The 25405-nt window shown below is 63.8% G+C and carries 22 protein-coding genes and 2 pseudogenes; 13 read left to right on the top strand and 11 right to left on the bottom strand.

Going from position 1 to position 25405, the window contains the following annotated elements; translation table 11 throughout:
* Positions 1–52: 52 nt before the first annotated feature.
* The 4 genes from dapD to ACYVB7_RS10365 all read right to left on the bottom strand — a co-directional run bounded on the left by dapD (position 53) and on the right by ACYVB7_RS10365 (position 3374).
* Positions 53–886, bottom strand: a complete 834-nt coding sequence (gene dapD / locus ACYVB7_RS10380) for a 2,3,4,5-tetrahydropyridine-2,6-dicarboxylate N-succinyltransferase (RefSeq protein WP_460507142.1) — start codon at positions 884–886, stop codon at positions 53–55.
* 33 nt (positions 887–919) lie between these two features.
* Positions 920–2155: a pyridoxal phosphate-dependent aminotransferase gene (gene dapC, locus ACYVB7_RS10375; protein ID WP_460507140.1), complete on the bottom strand. Its 1236-nt coding sequence runs from the start codon at positions 2153–2155 to the stop codon at positions 920–922.
* A gap of 9 nt (positions 2156–2164) precedes the next feature.
* Complete coding sequence (locus ACYVB7_RS10370) at positions 2165–2899, bottom strand: class I SAM-dependent methyltransferase (protein WP_460507138.1); 735 nt, start codon at positions 2897–2899, stop codon at positions 2165–2167.
* Positions 2900–2978: 79 nt separating this feature from the next.
* On the bottom strand, positions 2979–3374 hold the full coding sequence (locus ACYVB7_RS10365) for a lysozyme inhibitor LprI family protein (protein ID WP_460507136.1): 396 nt from the start codon (positions 3372–3374) through the stop codon (positions 2979–2981).
* Positions 3375–3496: 122 nt separating this feature from the next.
* Here ACYVB7_RS10365 and ACYVB7_RS10360 point away from each other — a divergent pair.
* From ACYVB7_RS10360 to ligA, 10 genes and pseudogenes are all read left to right on the top strand, one after another.
* Positions 3497–3634, top strand: a pseudogene (locus tag ACYVB7_RS10360) (BrnT family toxin); the annotation flags it as partial.
* Positions 3615–3860 (top strand): annotated as a pseudogene (locus tag ACYVB7_RS10355) (BrnA antitoxin family protein); the annotation flags it as partial. The pseudogenes ACYVB7_RS10360 and ACYVB7_RS10355, both read left to right, overlap by 20 nt.
* A gap of 35 nt (positions 3861–3895) precedes the next feature.
* Positions 3896–4696, top strand: a complete 801-nt coding sequence (locus tag ACYVB7_RS10350; protein WP_460507133.1) for an SPFH domain-containing protein — start codon at positions 3896–3898, stop codon at positions 4694–4696.
* Positions 4697–5054: 358 nt separating this feature from the next.
* Positions 5055–5291, top strand: coding sequence for a hypothetical protein (locus ACYVB7_RS10345; RefSeq protein WP_460507131.1), 237 nt, complete (start codon positions 5055–5057; stop codon positions 5289–5291).
* Between the two features lie 5 nt (positions 5292–5296).
* Entirely contained in the window at positions 5297–5932 is a 636-nt protein-coding gene (locus ACYVB7_RS10340; RefSeq protein WP_460507129.1) for a hypothetical protein, read from the top strand.
* Between the two features lie 599 nt (positions 5933–6531).
* A complete protein-coding gene (locus ACYVB7_RS10335) occupies positions 6532–7872 on the top strand; it encodes a tetratricopeptide repeat protein (RefSeq protein ID WP_460507127.1) in 1341 nt (446 codons plus the stop codon).
* Between the two features lie 112 nt (positions 7873–7984).
* On the top strand, positions 7985–8629 hold the full coding sequence (locus tag ACYVB7_RS10330; RefSeq protein WP_460507125.1) for a hypothetical protein: 645 nt from the start codon (positions 7985–7987) through the stop codon (positions 8627–8629).
* A gap of 319 nt (positions 8630–8948) precedes the next feature.
* Positions 8949–12482, top strand: coding sequence for a chromosome segregation protein SMC (gene smc, locus ACYVB7_RS10325; RefSeq protein ID WP_460507123.1), 3534 nt, complete (start codon positions 8949–8951; stop codon positions 12480–12482).
* A 36-nt stretch (positions 12483–12518) separates the two neighbouring features.
* Complete coding sequence (locus ACYVB7_RS10320; RefSeq protein WP_460507121.1) at positions 12519–13550, top strand: cell division protein ZipA C-terminal FtsZ-binding domain-containing protein; 1032 nt, start codon at positions 12519–12521, stop codon at positions 13548–13550.
* A 3-nt stretch (positions 13551–13553) separates the two neighbouring features.
* Positions 13554–15965, top strand: a complete 2412-nt coding sequence (gene ligA / locus ACYVB7_RS10315) for an NAD-dependent DNA ligase LigA (protein WP_460507119.1) — start codon at positions 13554–13556, stop codon at positions 15963–15965.
* Positions 15966–15997: 32 nt separating this feature from the next.
* On the opposite strand, the gene ACYVB7_RS10310 is transcribed toward ligA, so the two are convergent.
* From ACYVB7_RS10310 to ACYVB7_RS10290, 5 genes are read right to left on the bottom strand one after another with little or no spacing between them, the layout of a single operon-like run.
* Complete coding sequence (locus tag ACYVB7_RS10310) at positions 15998–16984, bottom strand: sulfurtransferase (RefSeq protein ID WP_460507117.1); 987 nt, start codon at positions 16982–16984, stop codon at positions 15998–16000.
* Positions 16981–17616: a DUF6969 family protein gene (locus ACYVB7_RS10305; protein ID WP_460507114.1), complete on the bottom strand. Its 636-nt coding sequence runs from the start codon at positions 17614–17616 to the stop codon at positions 16981–16983. The genes ACYVB7_RS10310 and ACYVB7_RS10305 overlap by 4 nt, the downstream gene beginning before the upstream one ends.
* The gene (locus ACYVB7_RS10300; RefSeq protein ID WP_460507112.1) at positions 17613–17858 is read right to left on the bottom strand and encodes a hypothetical protein; all 246 of its coding nucleotides are present in this window, start codon (positions 17856–17858) and stop codon (positions 17613–17615) included. Before ACYVB7_RS10300 ends, ACYVB7_RS10305 begins: the two co-directional genes overlap by 4 nt.
* 42 nt (positions 17859–17900) lie before the next feature.
* Positions 17901–18515, bottom strand: a complete 615-nt coding sequence (locus ACYVB7_RS10295; protein ID WP_460507109.1) for a DUF6691 family protein — start codon at positions 18513–18515, stop codon at positions 17901–17903.
* A 1-nt stretch (position 18516) separates the two neighbouring features.
* Positions 18517–19047: a YeeE/YedE thiosulfate transporter family protein gene (locus ACYVB7_RS10290; protein ID WP_460507107.1), complete on the bottom strand. Its 531-nt coding sequence runs from the start codon at positions 19045–19047 to the stop codon at positions 18517–18519.
* 254 nt (positions 19048–19301) lie between these two features.
* Between ACYVB7_RS10290 and ACYVB7_RS10285 the strand changes: the two genes are divergently transcribed.
* From ACYVB7_RS10285 to def, 3 genes are read left to right on the top strand one after another with little or no spacing between them, the layout of a single operon-like run.
* The gene (locus tag ACYVB7_RS10285) at positions 19302–20060 is read left to right on the top strand and encodes a GGDEF domain-containing protein (protein ID WP_460507105.1); all 759 of its coding nucleotides are present in this window, start codon (positions 19302–19304) and stop codon (positions 20058–20060) included.
* Complete coding sequence (locus ACYVB7_RS10280) at positions 20057–20914, top strand: MinD/ParA family protein (protein WP_460507103.1); 858 nt, start codon at positions 20057–20059, stop codon at positions 20912–20914. The genes ACYVB7_RS10285 and ACYVB7_RS10280 overlap by 4 nt, the downstream gene beginning before the upstream one ends.
* Complete coding sequence (def, locus tag ACYVB7_RS10275; protein WP_460507101.1) at positions 20914–21456, top strand: peptide deformylase; 543 nt, start codon at positions 20914–20916, stop codon at positions 21454–21456. Before ACYVB7_RS10280 ends, def begins: the two co-directional genes overlap by 1 nt.
* Positions 21457–21467: 11 nt before the next feature.
* Here def and ACYVB7_RS10270 read toward each other — a convergent pair whose 3' ends face one another.
* Together ACYVB7_RS10270 and map are read right to left on the bottom strand one after the other, a co-directional pair.
* The gene (locus ACYVB7_RS10270) at positions 21468–24125 is read right to left on the bottom strand and encodes a bifunctional uridylyltransferase/uridylyl-removing protein GlnD (RefSeq protein WP_460507099.1); all 2658 of its coding nucleotides are present in this window, start codon (positions 24123–24125) and stop codon (positions 21468–21470) included.
* A gap of 15 nt (positions 24126–24140) precedes the next feature.
* Positions 24141–24947, bottom strand: a complete 807-nt coding sequence (gene map / locus ACYVB7_RS10265; RefSeq protein ID WP_460507097.1) for a type I methionyl aminopeptidase — start codon at positions 24945–24947, stop codon at positions 24141–24143.
* Between the last annotated feature and the right edge of the window lie 458 nt (positions 24948–25405).

Here is a 25405-nt window from a genome sequence, read left to right as displayed (position 1 = left end):
TGCAGCTCTCCGGGGGGGCGGGTGCGGGGTGGGCCGTGGGAGGCGCTGGGTGTCAGTCGCGCAGCAGGTCGTTCAGGCTGGTCTTGGAGCGGGTTTGCGCGTCCACCGTCTTCACGATGATGGCGGCGTAGGTGCTGTAGTCCTGGCCGGCCTTGGTCTTCTTGGGCAGGTTGCCGCTGATGACCACGCTGCCCGCGGGCACACGGCCGAACGTGGTTTCGCCGGTGTCGCGGTTGAAGATGGGGGTGCTCTGGCCGATGTACACGCCCATGCCCAGCACCGAGTTCTCTTCAATCACCACACCTTCCACCACCTCGGAGCGGGCCCCGATGAAGCAGTTGTCTTCAATGATGGTGGGGCCGGCTTGCAGGGGCTCCAGCACGCCGCCAATGCCCACGCCACCGCTCAGGTGCACGTTCTTGCCAATCTGGGCGCAGCTGCCCACGGTGGCCCAGGTGTCCACCATGGTGCCTTCGTCCACATAGGCACCAATGTTCACGTAGCTGGGCATCAGGATCGCGCCCTTGGCCACATAGCTGCCCTTGCGGGCCACGGCCGGGGGCACCACGCGCACGCCGGTGGCCTTCATTTCTTCTTCGCTCAGGTCGGCAAACTTGGTGGGCACCTTGTCGTAAAAGCCCAGGTCACCGGCGCGCACCAGCACGTTGTCGTTCAGGCGGAAGGACAGCAGCACCGCCTTCTTGATCCACTGGTGCACCGTCCACTGGCCCACGGCCTCGCGGGTGGCCACGCGCAGCTTGCCGGTGTTGAGCTGGTCGATCACGTGGTTGACCGCGTCCATCACCTCCTTGGGTGCAGACGAGGCGGACAGGCTGGTGCGGTTGTCCCAGGCGTTTTCGATCAGGGTTTGCAGTTGTTGGGTCATGGTGAATGTTGCGGAGATGAAATCGGGGGGTGTTCAGGCGGCCGCTGCGTGGCTTTGCACAAACGCGGCAATGCGCTGGGCGGCTTCCAGGCATTCGGCGGTTTCAGCCACCAGCGCCATGCGGATGCGGCCCGCCCCTGGGTTGAAGCCTTGGGCCTCACGCGCCAGGTAGCTGCCCGGCAGCACCGTCACATTGTATTGAGCCAGCAGCGCCTGGGCGAAGTGCTCGTCGGCGCTCAGCTCGGGCGTGGCCCAGTGCCCGGGCACGGCGGCCCACAGGTAAAAACCGGCGTCGGGCAGGCGCACGTCCAGCACGGCTTCCAGCACCGGCGTCACCTGGGCAAACTTGGTGCGGTACTGGTTGCGGTTGTCCACCACATGGGCCTCGTCGTTCCAGGCGGCCACGCTGGCGGCCTGCACCACCGGGCTCATGGCGCTGCCGTGGTAGGTGCGGTACAGCAAAAACTGCTTGATCAGCGCCGCGTCACCGGCCACAAAACCGCTGCGCATGCCCGGCACATTGCTGCGTTTGGACAGGCTGGTGAACATCACCAGGTTCTTGAAATCCGTGCGGCCCAGTTGGGCGGCGGCTTCCAGCCCGCCCAGCGGCGCATCGTCACGGAAATAGATTTCGCTGTAACACTCGTCCGACGCAATCACAAAGCCGTGGCGGTCGCTCAGCTCGAACAGCCGCGCCCACTCGTCCAGCGGCATCACCGCCCCCGTGGGGTTGCCGGGCGAGCACACGTACAGCAGTTGGGTGCGCGCCCACACCTCGGGCGGCACGGTGTCCCAGGCCACGGCAAAGTTGCGCGCCGGGTCGCTGGGCGCGTAGTAGGGCGTGGCCCCGCCCAGCAGGGCCGCACCTTCGTAGATTTGGTAGAACGGGTTGGGGCACACCACCACTGAATTGGGCTTCGTGGGGTCCAGCACGGTCTGGGCAAAGGCAAACAGCGCCTCGCGTGAGCCGTTCACCGGCAGCACCTGCGTGGCGGCGTCCAGCGTCAGGCCGTAGCGGCGCTGCATCCAGTCGGTGCAGGCCTTGCGCAGCGCGGGCTCACCCGCCGTGGCCGGGTAGCCCGCCAGGCCGCTGGGCTGCGCCAGGGCGCTTTGGTGCAGGGCCTCCACCACAAAGGCGGGCGTGGCGTGTTTGGGTTCGCCAATGCCGAGGCTGATGGGGCGGTACGCGGGGTTGGGGGTGACGCCTGCAAACAGTTTTTTCAGGCGTTCAAACGGGTAGGGCTGAAGGCGGGAGAGCAGCGGGTTCATGGGCGGCCATTATCGGTGGGCCGAACCGCCTCCCCGCACGTAGGTCAGCAGCCGCCCGCGGTAGGCGGTCTCGGTGACGGAGGCCGGGCGGTCCAGGCGCTGTTCCGTCAAATCAAAGCCCTGCTGGGCCATGCGCCGGTTGAAGGCCGGGCGGTTGCCGCGGTGCGGGTCCACGATCCACACCTCGGCCTGCGCAGCCGCGTGGTCGTCAATGAACTGGGCCAGTCCGCCGCTGTCGTCACGCTCGTACAACACGTCGCTGCCCAAAATCAGGTCGAAACGCCCCGCCACGGCCACGCTGCCGTCGTTGGGCACGGGGGAGGGCGTGGGCACCAACGGGCCTTCGGGCACCAACCCGCCCCACAGGCCGTGCCGGTACTTCATGGGGGGCAGGTCGTTGAGCCGCAGGTTTTCGGCCAGGAACTCGGCGGCCAACGGGTGGCAGTCGCTGGCGGTCATGTCCGCCCCCCGGCGATGGCCCACCAGGCTGGCCAGCCCCAGGCCACAGCCAATTTCCAGAATGCGTTCACCCGCCGCCACCGGGCGCTGCCCCAGGTGGGCGGCCAGCTCCAGGCCCGAGGGCCACAACAGCCCGAACAGCGACCAGGTGGCCGCAGACAGCCCCACCTTTTCGGCCAGCCCCAGAGGGTCGGCATATTGCTGGTTGTTGAGCAGCGAACGGATGTGCAAATCGGCCACGCCACGCACGGCGATGCTCTGTTGCTGAGTGAAATAGCCGGGCATCGGGTGGGGTGGCCGGGTGCGTGAGTCGGCACCGGGCAGTGTGGGAGAGGGGGGCGATCATCGCACGCCCCCACCTCATTCAGGGCTGCGCCAGCGTTTCAAGTTCCTTGGCCCGCTGGGCGGTCAGGGTCAGCATGCACTCGTTGCTCAACACCCGGGCCAGGGTGCCGCCATCGGGGTCGTCGTAGAAGGCGCAGTTGGCGTCCCGAAACTTCAGCCACGCCCGTTGAACCTCTTGCAGCTGCTTCTTGCGGGCGGCGTTCAAGTCCTTGGCCAGGGCCTTGTACGCCTGGTTCAGCCGCGTGTCCTGCTGTTTGTACTCGGCGGTGATGCACTCCACCATGGCCGCCGTGACCCCGTCCGACTTTTCCATGCACTGGTTGTAGGTCTTGCTCAACGGCAGGTCTTCGGCCCAGCCCGCCAGGGGCAGGGTCACCAGAAGCGGCAAAACCAGCCGCAGGCACAGTGTGTTCATGGCGGTCAGCAAGGGGTGGAGGGATGGGCCGATTGTGGTGCATTCGGGGTGGAAGTGGTGTGTTGTTTGGTCGGGTGCTGCAACGCCACCCGGCTTGACCGCCTATGTAAGATGAAGACCGCTTTCTTTTGTTGGGCATGAGTTCAGACGCCCGGCTGCTGCTGGTGTGCCACTGCGAGAGAGAAGACGGCAACGTCATCCGCATCATCTCGGCCCGCAAAGCAACCGAGAACGAAGCCCAGTACTACCGAGGTGAATGACATGAAAGCTGAGTACGACCTGTCCAAAATGCGCGCCCGCCCCAACCCCTATGCGTCCAAGCTCAAGAAGTCGGTGACCATGCGCCTGTCGGAAGACGTGGTGCAGTACTTCAAGGGCATGGCCGCCGAGGCTGGGGTTCCGTACCAAAGCCTCATCAACCTCTACCTCAGAGATTGTCTTGCCCAGAATCGCAAGATCGAGATCAAGTGGCCCAGCGCTGCCTGAAGCCACGCGCAAGTCAAACCAAGGAGGGCGTTTTCATGTTCCAACGAAATCGTGTGTGGGTGGCGGTGGTGGCATTGGCGGCGGGCGGCTTGGTGGGCTGCACCCGCATCGAAACCGGGGAAGTGGGGCTGCGCATCCACTTCGACAAAACGGTGGATGCCAGCGAGCTGCTGCCCGGCTCCTTCAACCAGACCCTGGTGGGCAGCGTGCTCACCTTCAAGGTGCAGGACGTGGCCGTTCCGGTGGACAACCTCACGCCCCTGGCTTCCGACAACTCCACCGTCAAGGACTTTGACATGACCGTGGTCTACAGCGTCAACCCCGCGGCGGTGTCGGAGTTGTGGACCACCAAGAACAAGACCTTCCACGGCATGCTGGGCGAAGACATCCTGCTCATGCAGAACTACGTGGCCCTGAGCGCCCGCAACGCGGCCTACAAGGTGGCCCGGGGGTACGAAGCCCTGAAGCTGGCCGACAACCGCCCCCAAATCGAGCAGCAAATCCGCGAGCTGATCGGCAAGACCCTGGCCGAAGAAAACCTGGGCGACAAGCTCTCGGTGTCCCAGGTGCAGGTGCGGGCCATCGTGCCGGCCGACGTGATCGTGCAAAGCGCCAACGAACTGGTGCGGGCGCAAAACGAGCTCAAGACCAAAGAGGTGGAAGTCCAGACCGCCAAGAAAGAGGCCGAGCGCATTGCCGCGCTCAACGCCAACGCCGGGGCCATTGGCTACATGAACGCCATGGCCAACCTCAAGATTGCCGAGGGCGTGGCCTCGGGCAAGGTGCACACCATCGTGGTGCCCTACGACTTCAAAGGCATCGTCAACGCCAAGTGAGGGTGGCTTGCTATTGAAAATGGAGCTGCTTGCGCTTTTAGATCAAGCGATGGGGGCTGATTTTTCTTGAATTTTTCCCCGTCAAGTAACCTCGGTGAGTTGAGTGTCAACACGCAACACATCCCTCAAATGGGGGAAGCGCGGGAGCGCTTGTGTTGACCAGAATCGACGCTATTGCAGCGGCGTTGCCGATGGTGGCAATGGCCATGGGCTTTCCTTCCAACAAATGAGTGAGTTGAAGAGATTTCGCACTTCCCATCGTGGCACTTGGATGCCGATTGCCGCAACTGCGCGGCGCACTCGGGACGGGGAAGTTCCTTTCATTCGTTAGGCCGCTGGGCTCAACTAGGAGCATGAGATGAACGACATGAATGCAGATTTCATTGGCGGCCCACTGGCTGGGCAGAAACGCTCACCCATTTCCGAAGCTGAACTTTGCACTCTTGGTTATAAGGTGGCATTAAAAACTCACCCTGTTGGTAATGAATTAATGAATTGCTGTGCTGTACCCGTTGAGTGGGCTCCTGAAAAAGCGCATCGCAAAGTTAAAGAGCACTTTGCTAATTTGTCGGGTCATTCGAAAGGGAGTAGGTAAATATAATGATTATTGTTAATGTAAATAATTTCATGTGGAAACTAATATTTGCTTTATGTGTAGCCGTATTTTGCCTTGAATTATGCGCAAAACAAGTTGCCGAAGGAATCATCCCCGTTAATGGGAAAGCCCTAAAGGCAGTTCTGTTTGACGACGCCGCGCTAGACCCTTCATGCAGAGATAAGCATGGTAATGCTAAGCAAGCCATGTTTTATTTAAATGAAAAATCATTTGCGCACGGTTGCTGGATATTTCATGATAATGAAATTCATACGCAAATGACTCGCTATGACAATCGCGAGACAAGAGCCTACGTCTTTGCCTTGGCGGCATTTAAAATGACAAATGATCCCGAAAAAAAGGAAAATACGTCTAACAATTCTTCCTTGCGCTCAAAGTGTCAAGAGTTATATCAAGCATGGGTTTTCAATGGCTTGCTGGAAGAGGCTTGCAACTTGAATCTTGGGGTTTCCATGAAAATCGGAATGTCGGCAAAGGCAATCTGTAAAAACATGAGTGAGATTCAAAGAAAATCATGGACAGCTGAAGTGGCTGAATCAGTTAAAAAGGAAATTGATGAAATTAGGAGGGAAGATTTTTGCCGACGCAATACTCCAGAATATAAGGAATTAGCCAAATAAACGGAGCCTAAATTTTCGGTCAACGTGATAAACCACAGCTGCGCTTTGGGGTCCCTCCGCTGCTGTACTTTGCCTCCAGCGTTGGGCCTCGCATTGAAGCCGCACACCAAGATGCGCAAAGTAATCATATTTCCTGGCCTGCTAGTGGCACTATGTGCTAGTGCGCAGCCTAGAACTTCTGACGGACAAGATTCGACGGTACTGAAGCCCGCCATGCGGCGAGAGACTCCACGACTTGCCCAAGATCCACGGGCAACAACTAGCATGCCCATCATGCGAGTGCAGTACCTCGGCAAGGAAGCATTCTTGGTCACCTCGCCATGCTGTAACCGATTCAACTACCCACAGAGTTACCGGTGCTGGAGTGCCACACACTCTGCCGCGCCTATGTCGCACGGTTGCGGCATTTCGCCGTTGCGGCCATGTCTCCGGGTAAAAATGCGCACCCAGTGGAGGTCAGTACTTCTCAGTGCTGAGGCTATAGTGAAGGTTTTGAATCCGCATACAGAACCTATCCGGTCGATGCGTGGAGCACAACGGGGTCGCAGGATTTCGTGTCACCGAATACCCGAGCTTCAAGCCGCTTTTAGGAGGATGCCTTGATCAGTATATTTTTTAATCGCCGTTTTGCATTTGCTACGGTTGTTGCAATTCTTTTGTCGTCAGGCTGCTTTGACAAATCCGTTGAAGGTCAGGTAGGTGCAACCACCCCGCAGAGTATTGACGCAATGCTTGCGGAGGCTGATCGCTTGAACGGCCTTTGTCGAGGGGGTGGCGATGAGGAGAAAACCGCTAAAGCGTGCGAGCGGCGTGATGCACTCGGAACAGAAATCGAAGCCAGGGGTTGGTGTTGGGGACCAAAAAATGCCATTGGTGCGGATAAGCGCTGGATGCCGTGCAAGGACGATGCATCTGATGCGCTCACGTCAGCTGCTGAATCGGAGAGTCAACAATGGTTTTTTAAAACATCAGCTGGCCGTTGCGAGCAGCTGAGCGTGGCTCAGGCAAAACAATCTCTAGTGATTCGAGGTCATGGTGATGTCAAAACTAAATCTTCGGGTAAGGGTGGTATTCAGGTTTATGTAGATATTCCAGGTGGTAATCAAATTATTTTTGATTTGCAGCCTGAGTGTGAGGTCGATTCGGTGGCGTTGGCATCGTTGTCTGAGGCAAAGGATGCCATTGAGGAAAAGAAATATTCCTTGGCATTCGAATTGCTAAAGCCTCTTGCGGATCAAGGTAATTCTGAAGCCCAAGCTTACCTTGGTGTGATGTATGAATTCGGACAAGGTGTTGCACTAGATTTAAAAGAAGCTTTCAGATGGTATCTTGCGGCTGCGGATCAAGGGTCTGCATGGGCTCAAGCCAATCTTGGTTTGCTATATGCAAACGGTCGTGGAATCGCAAAAGACGACAAAGAGGCTGTGAGGTGGTTCCGCGCAGCTGCTATGCAAGGCAGGATGAAGGCGCAAGAGGCCCTTGGCTCCATGTACAACCAAGGGCGCCTTTCTTCACTGAATGGGAAAGATGTTGTCAAATTAATCAATGCCTCCAATTCCCTATATATTCAGAAATTGGAGAGAGACTATCGAAATCGAATTTCTTTTGAGTCATCAAAGGCCGAGCGAATTGTAAGGGGTTTTGATATTGATTGCAAGGCTTCTCGGGGTAATGGGCACTATCTGCCTTTGATCAATGTATTGTATTCAAGGTTGGCGTCGGCGGATAAAAAGGAGATGTGGTTGGAGACATCTGTTCAGGAGAGGGATGGAGAAGTTCGAATTTACGACGTACTGCGGACGCCTAAGGAGGTTCTGCACACCATTGCAGTATTCCAGATTAATAAATGGGGTGAGCTCGAGTCTATGGGGAGTGTTCGTTTGGAGGCTGTTCGCAATGCGTGCTTTAATTCATATGGGCCTATTTGGCTTCTTGAGTAATTGTTCTTGGTGAGGTCTTGTTGATGGTTGCTGAACCGGGTGTTGTTTAGGTAATTGCTGGGTTCTTTATTTGCTTCCATTTAGGATGTATTGGTTCAATTAAGTTCGGGGGTTGTTTGAAATGAAAAAAGATACTGCGCGAGGTTTGGCTGTAATTGATTTTCTTAGATCTGATTCGGTGGTTAATATGGGGAAGGAATATTTGGAGATTGGCATTGATGGCTTGCTTGATTCTGGGGTGTGGAAAGATGTTCCGGTGGTTAATACTTTTGTTGGGGTATTCAATATTGCGGGCTCTGTGAGAGATCAGGTGCTCGCCTCAAAGATTTGGCGTTTTTTCAATCAGCTCTCAGAGGTTCCTCAGGCTGAGCGAGTTGCAATGGTGGAAAAGCTAAACGAGGATGAAAAATTTGCGGGTAGAGCTGGTGCGGTAATAATTGAAATTATTGACAGAATGGAGAGTGAGAAAAAGCCAGAGTTGACTGCGAAATGTTTTGCGGCATACGCGAGAAATGAGATATCCTTCGAGGAGCTTCGCCGAATTTTGCTTGCTCTTGAACGAATTCCATCATTTGATATAGAAAAATTGAGGCAATTTTCGGCTGCCACCATTGATGATTCTATGAAAATGGATGAGGCGCCTCTGCTTGCTTTTGTAAATGCTGGCTTGGGGCGGAGCAATGGAGGCCTCGATGGTGGTGCAATTCTTCCAACTAAACTTTGCCAAAAATTTGTAGCAATAGGCCTTTGCTCCTGATGCCTCAATCATGACTAGTCCCATGTACAGCCTTCGTTGGTGTCACAGCCTAATTGGTCGTTGCGGGGACCTTGCGCATAAAGCCGCGCAAGGTCCCCGAACTAAAATGTTGAGCCTTCCCCCATTCTTGCTAGCCCCACATTCGTACATCGAAAATCAATAGCAGCCATCGCTTTCAAATAAAGCGCTGGCAGCATTTTTCTTTTGTAAGTTCCAGCCTTGGTGCCTTTCCGGCTGCCGCGCCCACGGGCACCCGCTCCGCAGCTCCCGCCACCAGCCCCCCCGGTATCATCGCGGCCTCGCCTTTTGCCTGCCCACCGTGCGCCTTCAGTCCATCAAACTCTCCGGCTTCAAGTCGTTTGCCGAACCCACGCATTTCCAGCTGCCCGGGCAGCTGGTGGGCGTGGTGGGGCCCAACGGCTGCGGCAAGTCCAACATCATGGACGCCGTGCGCTGGGTGCTGGGTGAAAGCAAGGCCAGCGAGTTGCGTGGCGAGTCCATGCAAGACGTCATCTTCAACGGCACCACCCACCGCAAGCCCGCCAGCCGCGCCAGCGTGGAACTGGTGTTCAGCAACGAAGACCACCGCGCCGGAGGGCAGTGGAACCAGTTTGCCGAGATCGCCGTCAAGCGCGTGCTCACCCGCGACGGCAACAGCAGCTACCTCATCAACAACCAGGTGGTGCGCCGCCGCGACGTGCAAGACGTGTTCCTGGGCACCGGCCTGGGGCCGCGGGCCTACGCCATCATTGGCCAGGGCACCATCAGCCGCATCATCGAAAGCCGCCCCGAGGAACTGCGCCTGTTCCTGGAAGAGGCGGCGGGCGTGTCCAAATACAAGGAGCGCCGCCGCGAAACCGCCAACCGCCTCAGCGACACGCGCGACAACCTCACGCGGGTGGAAGACATCCTGCGCGAACTCAACGCCAACCTGGAGCGCCTGGAAAAGCAGGCCGAGGTGGCGTTGCAGTACAAAAACCTGCTCTCGCGCAGCACCATCAAGCAGCACCAGCTCTGGTTTTTGAAGCGTGCCGACGCCGAGGCCGAACAGGCCCGCATCCACCAGGATGGCTTGAAGGCCCTCAACGACTTGGAGGCCCGCACCGCCGACCTGCGCCGCACCGAGGCCGACCTGGAAACCCTGCGCCAGGCCCACTACGCGGCGGGTGATGCCGTCAACCAGGCCCAGGGTGCGCTGTACGAATCCACCGCCGACGTGGGCAAGCTGGAGGCCGAAATCCGCTTTGTGGTGGAAGGCCGCCGCCGGGTGGAGCTGCGGCTGGCCCAGCTCAAGGAGCAAAGCGCCCAGTGGGCCGAGCGCGAAGCCCAGGCCCAGGCCGAGCTGGAGGCGCTGAGCGGCCAGGGCCTGAGCGCCGAAGAGCAGGCCGAAATTCTGGCCGCCCAAATTGAAGACCAGGCCGCCAACCTGCCCACGCTGGAAGACGCCCACCGCCAGGCCCAGGCCAAGGCCAACGCCCAGCGCCAGGCCGCCACCAGCGTGCAGCAGCAGATTCAGGTGCTGGCCGCCGAGCAGCGCAGCCTGGACGAGCAGGTGCGCCAGCTGGGTACCCGGCGCGAGCGCCTGGGGGCCGACCGCCAGACCCTGGTGGCCCCGGACGAAGAACGCCTGCAAGACCTGCAAGCCCAGCTGGACGAAGCCAGCGAGCGCGAGGCCGAGGCCCAGGCCCGGCTGGAAGACGGCCAGGCCCAGGTGCCCGCGCTGGACGACGAACGCCGCCAGCGGCAGCACACCCTCAACACCGAGCTGGCCACCGTGGCCCAGCGCACCGCCCGCCTGGACGCCCTGCGCGCCCTGCAAGACAAGGTGCAAAGCGGCGGCAAGCTCCAGCCCTGGCTGGCCAAGCAGGGGCTGGAGGGCTTGCAGCCGCTGTGGAAGCGCATCCACATCCAGCCCGGGTGGGAAACCGCGCTGGAGTCGGCACTGCGCGAGCGCATGCAGTCGCTGGAGGTGGGGCGGCTGGAGATGCTGCGCGCCTTTGCCAACGACCCGCCCGCGGCGCGGCTCACGTTTTTTCACCCTCCGGCGGCATCGGGTGGGGCAGGGGGCACGCCCGCGGGGCTGACCGCCCTCAGCAGCTACCTGCAGGTGGCCGACGCGGGCCTGCGCGGCCTGTTGGACGACTGGCTGCAAGGCGTCTACACCGCCGACACGCTGGAACACGCCCTGGCCCAGCGTGAGGCGCTGGCCGCGGGGCAGAGCATCGTCACCCCCGCGGGGCATGCGGTGTCGCGCCACGCGCTGTCGTTCTACGCGGCGGATTCCGAGCAGGCCGGCTTGCTGGCCCGCGCCCAGGAAATCGAAAACCTGGAAAAGGAAGTCAAGGCCCACACCCTCATTGCCGACGAGGCCCGCACCGCGCTGGCCCGCGCCGAGGCCGCCTATGCCGACGCCAGCCAGCGCCTGGGCCACACCCGCACCCAGGCCCAGCAGGCCCAGGCCCAGCGCCACAGCCTGCAGGTGGAGGTGCTGCGCCTGCACGCCCAGGCCGAACAGGCCCGCCAGCGCCAGGCGCAGGTGGAGTCGGACCTGGCCGAGGTGGACGCCCAGCTGGAAGACCTGCAAGAGCGCCGCATGGCCGCCGAAGGCCGGTTTGAAGAGCTGGACATGCAACTGGCCGACGCCCAGGAACGCCACGCCCAGCACGAAGACCTGGCGCTGGAGGCCGAACGCCGCCTCAACGCCGCCCGCGACCAACTGCGCGTGCTGGAACGCCAGGCCCAGGAGGCCAACTTTGCCCAGCGCAGCCTGCAAGCCCGCCAGGCCGAGCTGGGCCGCGCCATCGACACCGCCCGCCAACAAATGGCCCAGGTGGTGGACGAGGAACAACGCGCCCACGACGAAATGGGCCGCCTGTCCGACGCCGCCGCCCAGGGCGGCCTGCAAGAGGCGCTGGAACGCAAGATGGAGCGCGAGCAGGCCCTGGCCGCCCGCCGCTCCGAATACGACGACCTGACCGCCAAGCTGCGTGCGTCCGACGAGCAGCGCCTGAAGCACGAGCGCGAGCTGGACCCCATGCGCCAGCGCATCGTGGAGCTGCAACTGAAGGAGCAGGCCGCCCGGCTGGCCTTCGAGCAATACCACCAGCAACTGCTGGAGGCCGGGCAGACCGAGCCCGAAGCCCTGGCCGCGCTGGCCGAAGGCATTGCCGCCGAGGGCGTGAAGCTGACCGGCCTGCAAGGCGAAATCGACCGCCTGCAGCGCGACATGACGGCGTTGGGCGCGGTCAACCTGGCGGCGCTGGACGAGCTGAGCGCCGCCCGCGAGCGCAAGACCTTCCTCGACGCCCAGATGGCCGACCTGAACGAGGCCATCCAGACGCTGGAAGACGCCATCCGCAAGATCGACAACGAAACCCGCGAGCTGCTGGGCGGCACCTTCGAGGCCGTCAACAGCCACTTCGGGCGCATGTTCCCCGAGCTGTTTGGCGGCGGGCAGGCCAAGCTGGTGATGACGGGTGACGAAATCCTGGACGCCGGGGTGCAGGTCATGGCCCAACCCCCGGGCAAGAAGAACCAGACCATCCACCTGCTGTCGGGCGGCGAAAAGGCGCTGACCGCCATTGCGCTGGTGTTTGCCATCTTCCAGCTCAACCCCGCACCGTTCTGCCTGCTGGACGAGGTGGACGCCCCGCTGGACGACGCCAACACCGAGCGTTACGCCAAGCTGGTGGCCAGCATGAGCACCGGCACGCAGTTCCTGTTCATCAGCCACAACAAAATTGCCATGGAAATGGCCGAGCAACTCATTGGCGTGACCATGCAAGAGCAGGGCGTTTCCCGCATCGTGGCGGTGGACATGGACGCCGCCATCGGCATGGCCGAGTTGCACTGATGGGCCCCGCGTGGCACTGAGCGAAAATCACACACCATGAGCAACCTTCAACTTGGCCTGGCAATGCTGGGCGGCATCATCCTGGCGGCGGTGGTCGCCTACAACGCCTGGGTCACCCGCAAGAGCGCCCCGCGCAAGGCCGACGCCCCGGTGGAGTCGCAGCAGCCCGACACCGACCGGCAAGAACCCGGCTTTGACGGTGTGCCCCTGTCCACCGATGGCACGGGCGATGGCCGCGGCGCCGACAAACGCGCCGGGCTGGACGCCCTGATCGACGTGGTGGCCCCGCTGGTGCTGGAGGGTGCGGTGTCGGGCGACGCCATCCTGGCCGCCATGCCCGGCACCCGCCGCGTGGGCAGCAAGCCTTTTGCCATCGAGGCCCAGCACGCCACCACCGGCGAATGGGAAACCCCGCGCCCCGGCCAGCGTTACACCGCCGTGCAGGCGGGGGTGCAACTGGCCAACCGCCACGGGCCGCTGAACGACATCGAGTTCTCCGAATTCGTGATGAAGGCGCAGAACCTGGCCGACGCCATCGGTGCCGCCCCCGAATTCCCCGAAATGCGCGACGAGGTGCTGCGCGCCCGCGAGCTGGACCAGTTCGCCAGCACCCACGACGCCCAGCTGGGCTTCACCCTGCGCGCCGTGCAGGCCGCCTGGAGCCCCGGCTACGTGCAGCAGCACGCCGCCAAGCTGGGCTTTGTGGCCGGGGCCCTGCCGGGCCGCATGGTGTTGCCGGGGACCGAATCCCAGGCCCCCGTGCTCAGCCTGTTGTTCGACACCCAGGCCGCCCTGGCCGAAGACCCCGAACAATCGGCCCTGCGCGAGGTGAGCCTGCTGCTGGACGTGGCCCACGTGGCCCGCGCCGAGCAACCCTACCAGCGCATGCGCGAGGTGGCCGCCGCCCTGGGCAGCACCATGGACGGCATGCTGACCGACGACCAGGGCCACCGCCTGACCGAAGAGGCGCTGGACCGCATCGGCGCCGACCTGGAAAGCCTGTACGCGGCGCTGGAAGCCCGCGACCTGCACGCGGGCAGCGTGCTGGCCCGCCGCCTGTTCTCCTGACCCATGGCCCAACAGCCCGATTTTTTTGAAGAAAATTCGACTCCTGCGCTTGATGTAAAAGCGCAAGAAGCTATCGAAATGGAAGCATTGGTGCGCCAGTTGCAGCACCACGCCCACCGCTACTACGTGCTGGACGCGCCCGACATCCCCGATGCCGAGTACGACCGCCTGTTCCAGCGCCTGCAAGCGCTGGAGGCCCGCCACCCCGAGCTGGCCCGCCCCGATTCGCCCACGCAGCGGGTGGGCGGGGCCATCCTGGCTGAGTTGAAGCCCGTGCGCCACCGGGTGCCCATGCTGAGTTTGCGCACCGAAACCGACACCACCGCCACGGGGGCCGAGGCCTTCGACCAGCGCGTGCGCGACTACCTGGCCAGCGAACACCGCCGCACCCAACTCAAACCCACCGACGAGCGCCACCGCGCCGAACCGCTGGGCCCCGAGGCCCTGGCCATCCTGGCCGGCACCCCCGTGGCCTATGTGGCCGAACCCAAGTTCGACGGCCTGGCCATGAGCCTGCGTTACGAGCAGGGCGTGCTGGTGCAGGCCGCCACCCGGGGTGACGGCGAGGTGGGCGAGGACGTGACGCACAACATCCGCACCATTGCGCAAATTCCGCTGCGGCTGCTGGAGGGCGCGCCCGGGGCCGCCATTCCCCCCGTGCTGGAGGTGCGCGGCGAGGTGTACATGCGCCGCGACGACTTCGAGGCGCTCAACGAAGGGCAGCGCCAGAAAATCGCCGCCGGGGCCAAGGGCGAAAAAACCTTTGTCAACCCGCGCAACGCCGCCGCGGGCGCGGTGCGCCAGCTGGACTCGGGCATTGCCGCCCAGCGCCCCTTGAGCTTTTTTGCCTACGGCGTGGGCGAGGTCAGCCCCGCCGCCGAGGGCGGCCCTCAATGGGCCTGCCACAGCGACATGCTGCAGGCCCTGAAATTGTGGGGTTTTCCGGTTTCTGCGCTGGTACAGAAAGCGCAAGGTGCTTCTGAATTGGTAGCGTTTCACCAGCACCTGGGCCAACTGCGCGACAGCCTGCCGTTCGACATCGACGGCGCGGTCTACAAGGTGGACAGCCTGGCCTTGCAGCGGGAGCTGGGTTTCCTCACCCGCGACCCGCGCTGGGCCGTGGCCCACAAATACCCGGCGCAGGAGCAGATGACCACGGTGCTGGCCATCGAGGTTCAGGTGGGCCGCACCGGCAAGCTCACCCCCGTGGCCAAGCTGGCCCCGGTGTTCGTGGGCGGCGTGACCGTGACCAACGCCACCCTGCACAACGAGGACGAGGCCCGCCGCAAGGATGTGCGGGTGGGCGACACCGTGATCGTGCGCCGTGCGGGTGACGTCATTCCCGAGGTGGTGGCCGTGTTGCCCCGGCCCGAAGACGGCCTGGGGGCCGATGGCCAGCCCCTGCCGCCGCGGGGCCAGCCCTACACCGCCCCCAGCCATTGCCCGGTGTGTGGCAGCCTGGCCGTGCGCGAAGAAGGCGAGGCCGACACCCGCTGCACCGGCGGCCTGTTCTGCGGGGCGCAGCGCAAGCAGGCCATCCTGCACTACGCGCAGCGCCGTGCCGTGGAGGTGGAAGGCCTGGGCGAAAAGCTGGTGGACCAACTGGTGGAGCTGCGTTTTCCCGTGGCCCGCACCATGTACGACTGGCAAGGCAAGAAGGGCGCGCTCACCGGCTACGGCGGGCAACTGCTGGGCGTGTGCGTGGCGCACCCGCCGCGGGCCACGGGCCTGCGCGTGCAGCGCCACCTGCGCTTTGGCAAGCTGGCCCAGCGCACCCGAGCCTTTGCACTGGACGACCTGTACCGGCTGGAGCTGGCTCAGGTGATGGCCTTGGACCGCATGGCCGAAAAGTCCGCCCGCAACCTGCTGGAGGCGCTGGAAAAGTCCAAGCAGACCACGCTGGCGCGTTTCCTGTTCGGGCTGGGCATTCGCCACGTGGGCGAGGCCACGGCCAAGGACCTGGCCAAGCACTTCGGGCGGCTGGAGGCCATCATGGGGGCCACGCCCGCCCAGGCCGCCACGGTGGAGCAGCTGCTGGCCGTGCGCGACGTGGGGCCGGTGGTGGCGCAAAGCATCTACACCTTTTTCCAGCAACCCCACAACCGCGAGGTGGTGCTGGGCCTGCGCCAGTGCGGCGTCACCTGGCCGGAAGGCGAGGGCGCTGCCGACAGCCAGGCCCCGCAGCCGCTGGCGGGCATCACCGTGGTGCTGACGGGCACCTTGCCCACGTTGGGGCGCGAGGAGGCCAAGGCCCTGCTGGAGGCCGCCGGGGCCAAGGTGGCCGGTTCGGTCAGCAAGAAAACCCGCTACGTGGTGGCGGGTGCGGACGCAGGCAGCAAGCTCGACAAGGCGCGGGAGCTGGGCATTGAGGTGCTGGACGAGGAGGGCTTGCGCGCCCTCCTGGCGGGCGGCTGAAGCGGCGCTTCAGCCCCGCAGGCCACCACGTTTCAGTTCAGCGGCACGGCTCCTGCCAGTTGGCGCTTTTCCAGCGTCCACTGGTGCAGGGAGCCGTCGTACAGCTTGGCGGGGGTGCCCAGCAGCTCGCTCATCACGAACCAGGGGCCGGACGACAGGTGGCCGCTGTTGCAGTACGAGATGGAGGGGGCGGCGGGGTCAATGCCCTGGCCGACCAGCAAGCCCTTGTAGGTGGCGGTGCTCATGAACTTCAGCGCACCACCGGCGGTTTTCATCATCAGGTCGGGCGAGTAGAGCTTGGCCCCGTCCAGGTGGCCGTAGGCGTACACGTAGTCGCGCTTGCTCAGGCCGTGGAATTGCTTGATGTCGCGCGAGTCGATCAGCGTGGCGTTTTTCTGGGCCATGGCCTGGGCCACGTCTTCCGAGGTGGCCATGTAGCGGGCGGTGCGGTCGGCCTTGGCCACCCAGGTGCCGGTCTTGGCGCTGGGGGCGTCGGTGCTGAAGGCGCGGCTTTCCAACAGCCAGGTGGCCAGGCCGCCGTCCAGCACGGCCAGGTCGTCTTCGCCATAGGTTTTCAGCTGCCAGTGCACGCGCAGGGCGTCGTCCACGTCGGTCACTTCCACGCCCAGGGGCACCAGCACGATGGGTTTGTCGGCGTCCACGCCCGCGGCCTGGATGGCCTTCTGGAAGTCGGCCTGGGTGGGGATCATGTACTTCACCTTCAGGTCACCGAAGGTGCGGTCGGTGCGCATGGCCTTCATGTCGATCAGGCGAGAACCCGGGATGTGGCCCCCGGCCTCCACCAGCTGTTTCTTGCCGATTTTGGCATCGGTTTCGAACTCGGGGGCCGTGGTGAAGGTTTTCACATTGCTGCGAACCTCGACCACTTGCACCTTGTCCATGTTGGCGGCCAGCCAGGCGGTGTCTACCAGCGGGCCGGGCAGCATGCCAGCCTGGGCCAGCAGCGAGGTACCGGCCACCGTGGCGGCCAGCGCAAAACGGCGCATCAGTTGTCTCATGGTTGTTCTCCTTGGGGTGGGGCGATGAAAAGCGGGGCCAGCTCGGCCGAGGTGGCCGACAGGATGTCGAACCGTCGGTCTTGCCGCAGGGCCTGGGGCGTCAGCTCTGGGTGTTGTTGCTGCAACCGGGCCAGGGCCTGGTCGCGGTCTTGCAGCAAGCGGTGCAGTTGGGGGTGGAACAGCTGCACCATGGCCGTCAACCACCGGGCCACTGGAGCCAATCGCCCGGGGGTGGCAATGCGGAACGAGGCCAGCCGGGCCTGCACCGCGGGCGCTGGTGCCCAGTGTTCCCCCGTGACCCATTGGTTGGTGGTGAACCACTGCAGGGGCAGGCCTTGGGCGTTGAGCGACAGGGCCGCCAGGTGAATGAAGTCGCCCCGTTCTTCAGGGCCGCGGGCAAACAGGTGAAAGTGCCCGTGCTCCCCGCCGCCGTGCCGATGGGCGTGGTAGTAGAACTGGGTGCCTGCGGCGGCGTCGCGCACGTCGGCCTTGGGGTGGTGGGCCAGTTCGATGAACTGGCGGGCCCCAGCCAGGGCGGCGTGTGCCAGGCTGCTGCCCGCATGGGCGTAACGCAGCGGCACCTCCAAGGCCACCCGGGCGGCGGCTTGGGGCTGGGGCGTGGCCTGCGTCACTTCTTGGGGGCGCAGGGGTTGGCCGGGGCACAGGGGTTGCCACTGTCGGCCTTTTTCTTTTTCTTCTTCAGGGGGGCGCAGGGGTTTTCAGGGGCGCAGGGGTTGCTGGCACCTTTGGTGGCCTCGGCCTTGGCGGGTTCGGCGGCCACGGCGGTCATGGCCGGGGTGACCAGGGCGGTGGCCACCAGCAGTGCGGACAGGGTTTGGGCCAGCGACTGGGGTGAGGTTTGGCGGGTGGACATGGACAACTCCGATCAACAACAAGGGGTTTGGGGGAATGGGTTTCAGGCCGACTCCGCCTGGGCACCGTCCACCGCCTCCTGGGCGGTGACCGGGCCGCGGCTGCGGCGCTCGAACCACGAGCCCGCCTTGAACACGCCCACCAGCGCCGCGCCGAGCCCGGCGATCAGCACCCATTCGGGGATGCCCCAGGCGTCGGTGAAGGTGTCGCCGGTTTCAATCTCTGCCATGGCCATCACGGCCTCGATGGCGGGGCCGTACAGGCCGACAAAGGCAAAGGTGCCCAGCAGCAGGCCCACGATGAACAGCAGGGCATCGAGTCGGCCCGAAAACAGCCCCACCACCGAGGTGCCCGGGCAATAGCCACCCACGGCAAACCCGCTGCCCACCAGGACGCCGCCCAAGGCCGAGGCCATCACCAGCGCCGTGGGCACAAACACGTTGTCGGGGTTGAGCAGACCCGCCAGGGTCAGTCCGTACAGCCCCGCCGCGGCCACCACGATGGCGGTGAACATGACCTTGAACACCGACCAATCGGTCAGGCGGAATTGCGCGGTCAGCTTGCAGGGGCTGCCAAAACCGGCGTTTTCCAGCACAAAGCCGAACAAGGCGCCACACACCAGGCCGGAGATGGCCCCACCGTCGTTCAAGGGAAACATGTCAAAGCCCTTCCACGAGGCGGCTGACCAGCAGGCCCGCCGCGAAGAACGTGCCCAGGAACACAAAGGCCGCAATGCCCAGCGTGGCCGCGCCCGACAGGCCCAGGCCACTGGTGCAACCGGCGGCCACACGGGCGCCAAACCCGGCCAGCATGCCGCCCACCAGGGCGGTGGCGACACGCCGGGGGGTACCCACGCTGCGTGCGCCGTCCATTTGCACCTTGAACCGTCCGCCCAGGAAGGCCGCCACCACCGCGCCCAAGGCCACACCCACCACCTGCCAGCTGATCCACGATGGCAGGGGGTTGCCGTTGGCCACCAGGGGGCCCAGGTAGGCGTTGGCCTGGGTGACGGAAGGGGCCACTTCCAGCCCCAGCCAGGCGGTCAGGCGGGTGGAGGCACCGGTGGCACCCAGACCGTGCCCGGTCCACACAAAGGTCAGCAACAACACCAGGCCCAGGGCCACGCCAGCGGCCAGCGGGGGCCAGAAGGGTTTGACAGTGCGACGTTGATCAGGGGCTGTCTCGTTCAATGGCGGGCTCCATGAAAATACCCTGACGAGTATAGCCATCGATCAGAATATTCGCATGCGGGTTCACCCCGGGGTATCCGCACTGAGGGGCTGCCCGTGGGGCGGTGGGCGGTCATTGGGATCCCCCCACAGGCCCAAGGCCCTGACCATGGCGCGGCGAAACGCAGAACAACGGCGTGTTTCATGGCCTTCTCCTGCGGTCTGGGGGGCGCCTGAATGCTAGACTCGCGACGAGACCCCCACAACCGAGCACCGTGAAAACTCCACCTTCGGACCCTTGTGTCCTCGTTGACGAGCTGAAGCTGGATTCGGCTTTGAAGCTCATTGCGCAGTCCTCAACGGTGCCCGATCGAAGTGCCTTGAGTTCGTGCCAGTACGTTCAGGCGGTGGTGGATGCCCTGTGCGACCTGTCGTCGCATGACGCGCTCACTGGGCTGAGCAATCGCCGCAGTTTTGCGCAGGTGATGGAGCGCGAGCTGGACCGCGTGGCCCGTTCGGGCGACGTTGCGCTGCTGCTGCTGGTGGACATTGACCATTTCAAGCGGGTGAACGACACCCATGGTCACCTGGCGGGCGACGAAGTGCTGCGCCAAGTGGCGCAGCGTCTGGTGGACTGTGTGCGCCCCATGGATTCGGTGGCCCGCTTTGGCGGCGAAGAGTTTGCGGTGGTGCTGCCCAATTGCTCCCATTCGTACGGTTTGTTCGTGGCCGAACGCATTCGCCAGGCCATGGCGGTCACCACGGTTTGTGTGGGCGGCACGCTGGAACTGGACATCTCCGTCAGCGTGGGCGGCGCTTATGCGCCCCAGTGGATACGCTCGGCACCGGACATCTGGATCGAACGGGCGGACCGCCAGTTGTACCGTGCCAAGCACGAGGGCCGCAACCGCGTGTGCCTGGAAGAGACCATCGACACGGTGGTGTCTTCCGAAGAAAAAGAATTGCTCTACGGGGCTTTGAATCTGGACATGAATGAAGCGCGTCTCGCCTGGGCGCAAGAGAGCAACGGATGACGAGTGCAGCAGCTCCCGCAAAACCCGTGGTGGCCTACACCCCCATGTTCCCTGCAGACCCCCAACGTGCCGTGGTCCTTGCGGTCACCAGTGGCAAGGGTGGGGTGGGCAAAACCTTCATGTCGGCCAACACCGCCGCAGCGCTGGCCAAGCGCGGCCTGCGCGTGCTGGTGCTGGACGCCGACCTGGGCTTGGCCAACCTGGACGTGGTGCTCAACCTGTTTCCCAAAACCACGTTGCACGACGTGTTCACCGGCAAGGCCACGCTGCGCGAGGCCATCCTCAAAGGGCCGGGGGGCTTCGACGTGCTGCTGGCCGGATCGGGCCTGGTCGAGTACTCCCGCCTGACGGCGGAGGTGCGCGAGCAGTTCCAGTCGGTGCTGCATGGCGTGCTGCTCGACTACGACGTGGTCATCCTCGACACCGGCGCGGGCATTTCCGACGTGGTGCTGTACGCCATTTCGTTGGCCGACGAGGTGTTGCTGGTGTCCACACCCGAACCCACGTCGCTCACCGACGCCTATGCCACCGTCAAGGTGCTGGCGGCGCAGCAGGGGCGGCGCACCATCCGCGTGGTCATCAACCAAACCCTGCAGCCCGGTGAGGGTCGCATGATCACCACCCAGTTGCAGCGTGTGGTGGACCGGTTTGTGCCCTCCTTGGGCGGTGGGCCGGTGGTGTTGTCCCACATGGGCGACATCCCCTCCGACACCCTGGTGCGTGCCGCGGTGCAAAAGCGGCAACTGCTGTTCACCAGCGCCCCGGGCTCAGCCCCTGCGCAGGCGGTGGCCGCGGTGGCGGGGCGCATTGGCGACCTGGTCCAGCGCTGGCAAAGCGCCCGCCGCCAGGGCTGATGGCGGTCCTGCCCATCCTCAAAATGGGCGACCCGCGCCTGTTGCGGGTGGCCCAGCCGGTGGCCGATGTGGCCGATCCGGCACTGGCCCAACTGCTGCAAGACATGCGCGATACCATGGCCGCTGCCCATGGTGCAGGGCTGGCTGCCCCCCAAATCGGGGTGGATTGGCAGGTGGTCATTTTTGGATCGGGGCAGCCCAACCCGCGTTACCCCGAGGCGCCCGTGGTGCCCCCCACGGTGCTCATCAATCCCGTCATCACCCCGCTGGGTGAGGAAGAGCAGGTGGACTGGGAAGGCTGTTTGTCGGTGCCCGGTCTGCGTGCCATGGTGCCGCGCTGGCAGCGCATCCGCTACCAAGGGGTGGACGAACATGGCCAGGCCATCGACCGCACGGTGGACGGCTTCCACGCCCGGGTGGTTCAGCACGAGTGTGACCACCTCATGGGGGTGCTGTACCCCATGCGGGTGCGCGACTTCAGCCGCTTCGGGTACACCGAGGTGCTGTTTCCGGGGCTGGACGCTTCGGCGGACGACGACTGACCGCGGCGGCGTCAACCTTGGCCGGACAGGGCGGCCAGCAGCTCGGTTTCGATGTCGATCTGGGTGCGGTTGTGTTGCAACTGCTGGCCGCAGATGAGGAAGGTGTCTTCCACCCGTTCGCCCAGCGTGGTGACCTTGGCCAGTTGCAGGCTGATGGCATGCCGCGCCAGCACCAGGGCCACGTTGTACAACAGACCCGGGCGGTCACTGGCCGACACGCTGAGCAACCAGCGCTGGGCTTTTTCGTCGGGGCGCAGCTCCACGCGGGGATTGACCGGGAAACTCTTCACCCGGCGCGACAGGCGACCTTTGGAGGGCCGGGGCAGCGGGGCCTGCTCGTCGATGAAACGGCACAGGTCCGACTCCACCATGGCCATGAGCTCGCGGGTGTGGCTGTCCAGGTTGGAGGCCACCACCTGGAAGGTGTCCAGCGCATGCCCATTGCGGGTGGTGTGGATCTTGGCGTCCTGGATGCTGAAGCCCGTCATGTCGAAATAGCCGCAGATGCGGGCGAACAGGTCGGCCTGGTCGCGGGCGTACACCAGCACCTGGAAGCCTTCTCCCGTGGGGGAGGTGCGGGCACGGACCAGGGTGGGCACCGTGTCCGGTGAGGTGCGGGCCATTTCGCGGGTGATTTGCCGCGTGTGCCAGGCGATTTCGCCCGCCTGATGGCGCATGAAGTAGCTCACGTCCAGCGTGTCCCACAGCGTCTTGTGGGCTTCGTGCGGCAGCGAGTGCAGGGCCAGCTGGGTGAGGGCTTCGCGCTTGCGGCCTTCCACCAGGGCGTCGGGGCTGGCCTCGCGCCCACCCAAGGTGCGCAGGGTGTAGCGGTACAGGTCTTCCAGCAGCTTGGCTTTCCAGTTGTTCCACACCTTGGGGCTGGTGCCGCGGATGTCGGCCACGGTCAGCAGGTACAGGGCGGTCAGCTTGCGCTCGTTGCCCACGCGCTGGGCAAAGCTGCGGATGACGTCGGGGTCGCTCAGGTCTTCCTTTTGCGCCATGCGGCTCATGGTCAGGTGCTCGGCCACCATGAACTCGATCAGCTTGGCGTCGGCACGGGCAATGCCGTGCTGGCGGCAGAAGGTGCGCACGTCCTTGGCACCCAGCTCGGAGTGGTCGCCCCCCCGGCCCTTGGCAATGTCGTGGAACAGCGCGGCGATGTAGAAAACCCAGGGCTTGTCCCAGCCCGCGGCCAGTTGGGAGCAGAACGGGTATTCGTGCGAGTGCTCGGGGATGAAGAACCGCCGCACGTTGCGCAGCACCATCAGCACGTGCTGGTCCACGGTGTAGACGTGGAACAGATCGTGCTGCATCTGCCCCACGATGTGCCGGAACACCCACAGGTAGCGCCCCAGCACCGAGGTCTGGTTCATCAGCCGCATGGCGTGGGTGATGCCTTCGGGCTGCTGGAGGATGCGCAGAAAGGTCTGGCGGTTGACGGGATCGGCGCGGAACTTGGCCCCCATGATCGGCCGGGCGTTGTACAGCGCCCGCAGGGTGCGCGCCGACAGTCCTTTGATGCCCAGCGTGGTCTGGAACAGCAAAAAGGTTTCCAGGATGGCGTGGGGCTGCTGCACGTACAGGTCGTCGCTGGCCACCTCCAGCATGCCGGCCTTTTCAAAGAACCGCTCGTTGATGGGCCGCAACTGGTGCGTGCCCAAACCGTCTTCCTTGCCCAGGTGCTCTTCGATGTTGAGCATCAGAATCTGGTTGAGCTGTGCCACCGCCTTGGCCGCCCAGTAGTAACGCTTCATCAGCGCTTCGCTGGCCCGGCTGACGGTCTTGGGGGCACCGCTTTCGTCGGTGGACACTTCGCTGCGGTAGCCGAACGACTCGGCCACGGCCGTTTGCATGTCAAACACCAGCCGGTCTTCGCGCCGGTTGGCAATGAGGTGCAGCCGCATGCGGATGAGGTTGAGCAAGGCCTCGTTGGCCTTGAGCTGGCGCACCTCCAGTGGCGTGGCCATGCCGCGGCGGCCCAGTTCGTCCCAGCTGTGGCCCAGCCCGGCGGCCTTGGCCACCCACAGGATGATCTGCAAGTCCCGCAAACCCCCCGGGCTTTCCTTGCAATTGGGCTCCAGCGAGTAGGGCGTGTCTTCGTGGCGTTGGTGGCGCTGGCGCATTTCCAGCGTCTTGGCCACGAAGAAGGCCCGCGGGTTCATCACCGCGCTGAGTTCTTTCACCAGCCGCTTGAACAGCCGCCCTTGGCCACACACCAGGCGGCATTCCAGCAGCGCGGTCTGGATGGTCACGTCGTGGGCGGCCTCTTGCACACACTCGGCCACCTTGCGCACGCTGGAGCCGATTTCCAGCCCCGCGTCCCAGCACGAGCCGATGAAGCTTTCGATGCGCGCCTTGAGGGCCGGGTCCTGCTCGGGCTCGGCGGCGTCGGGCAGCAGCACCAGCACGTCCACGTCGGAGTGGGGGAACAGCTCTCCCCGACCAAAACCGCCCACCGCCACCAGGGCCGTGGCCGCATCAAACCCTGCCTGCTGCCACAACTGGCGCAGCAGCGCATCGGCATGGGCCGCCAGCTTGCGCAGGGTGGACTGCACCCCGCGGGTGGATGCACCCTCGCGGGGCATGCCTTGCAGCAGCGCTTGCTTGCCTTGGCGGTACTGCTCACGCAGGCTCAGTGGCCGTGCGACCGACGGTTCAGCTGTGGACATGGGATGGGGCCGGGCTCAACGGCCCTTGACGAAGGCGGGGATGGGCGGCGAACCAGCCGACAGCGACAGCACCTCGTACCCGGTTTCGGTGACCAGCACGGTGTGCTCCCACTGGGCGGACAGCGAGCGGTCCTTGGTGACGATGGTCCAGCCGTCGCCCATTTCCTTGATGTCGCGCTTGCCCGCGTTGATCATGGGCTCGATGGTGAAGATCATGCCGGGCTTGAGTTCGTCCAGCGTGCCCGGCTTGCCGTAGTGCAGCACCTGCGGGTCTTCGTGGAATTTCTGGCCGATGCCGTGGCCGCAGAACTCGCGCACGATGGAAAAGCCTTGCGCCTCGCCAAATTTCTGGATGGCGTGGCCGATGTCACCCAACCGCGCGCCGGGGCGCACCTGCTCGATGCCGATCCACATGGCGTCGTAGGTGACCGACACCAGGCGCTTGGCCAGGATGGAGCAGTCGCCCACCAAGAACATGCGGCTGGTGTCGCCAAACCAGCCGTCCTTGGTGATGACCGTCACGTCCACGTTGACGATGTCGCCTTTTTTCAGCGGCTTGTCGTTGGGAATGCCGTGGCACACCACCTGGTTGACCGAGGTGCACAAATGGCCGGGGTAGGGCGGGTAGCCGGGGGGCTGATACCCCACGGTGGCCGACACCGTGCCCTGCTGCTTCATGAAATCGGCCGCCAGGCGGTCGATTTCCAGGGTGGTGATGCCCGGTTGGATGTGGGGGGTCAGTTGGTCCAGCACCTCGGCGGCGAGGCGACAGGCGGTGCGCATGGCGGCGATGCCTGCCGCGTCTTTGATGGTGATGCTCATGAACAGATTATCGCCAGCCCGACAAGACCCCAGCGGTGGGCCAGGTTGTGGCGGCGTGGCCGCAACCGGCTGTCGGATGGGCGGGGCCCAGGGGGGCCGCGTCCGGGGTTTCAGGCGTTGTGGTGTAGGGTTAAAAAAGATAGCTATCCGCGCATTCTTAATAAGCGCTTAAGATGGAGATCGGTGACAAATTTTGAACCGACTTCGCGGGGTCAGTCAGTGTGGGCGGTTGAGAGTTAGGGATTTCCCTGGGGGAAATTCAGAAACCGCTGATGGTTTGAAGCCTCGGGGCTGGGTTCAATCGAAACTTTGCGTCCTTGTGGAGACGCCGCACGGCAGAGGCAGAGGGTGTCCAGGCAGGGGGAGCTGTGCGTACCACATGGATTTTGGTGCCAAAGAGGGACGGTGTGTTGCGCCGACCTTTGACGGTCTTTCAGCCACCTGCTGCTGCAATTGAT

The organism is Hydrogenophaga soli, from assembly GCF_054777695.1.
Note: the sequence above shows the minus strand (reverse complement) of the source record. Positions and strands in the feature narration are given on the sequence as shown.